A 309-nucleotide genomic window follows, 5' to 3' on the forward strand; every position below is an offset into this window, starting at 1 on the left:
TCAAAACAGAGTTCGTCAGAAAGCGAAACTTCCCGAACCTAACGGTCCTCGACCGTGAATTACGTGATTACATACATTGGTTCAATAACATCAGAGTCCATGGAACATTGGGCTACCTAACGCCGAGAGAGTACAAACAAAGATACCTCTTCGAAATTGTCTAATTAAGTGTTGACAATCCAGTTACACGGCCATCAAGGAAATGTCGATAAGCGACACGTTCCCGGTCGTGCTCTTATGCGAGATCGCGCAGGTCTCACGGGCCGCCTATTATAAATGGTTAAAACGTACCGTCTCGGTACGCGAGGA

Annotated in this window: 1 protein-coding gene; it reads left to right on the top strand. The window is 46.6% G+C overall.

Going from position 1 to position 309, the window contains the following annotated elements; all coding sequences use genetic code 11:
- The coding region (locus EVJ22_RS15405) for an IS3 family transposase (protein WP_145963190.1) at positions 1–164 on the top strand (164 nt) is incomplete at its 5' end.
- Positions 165–309 lie beyond the last annotated feature (145 nt).

It is taken from the genome of Exiguobacterium sp. SH0S7 (assembly GCF_004337195.1).
Classification (GTDB): domain Bacteria; phylum Bacillota; class Bacilli; order Exiguobacteriales; family Exiguobacteriaceae; genus Exiguobacterium; species Exiguobacterium aurantiacum_A.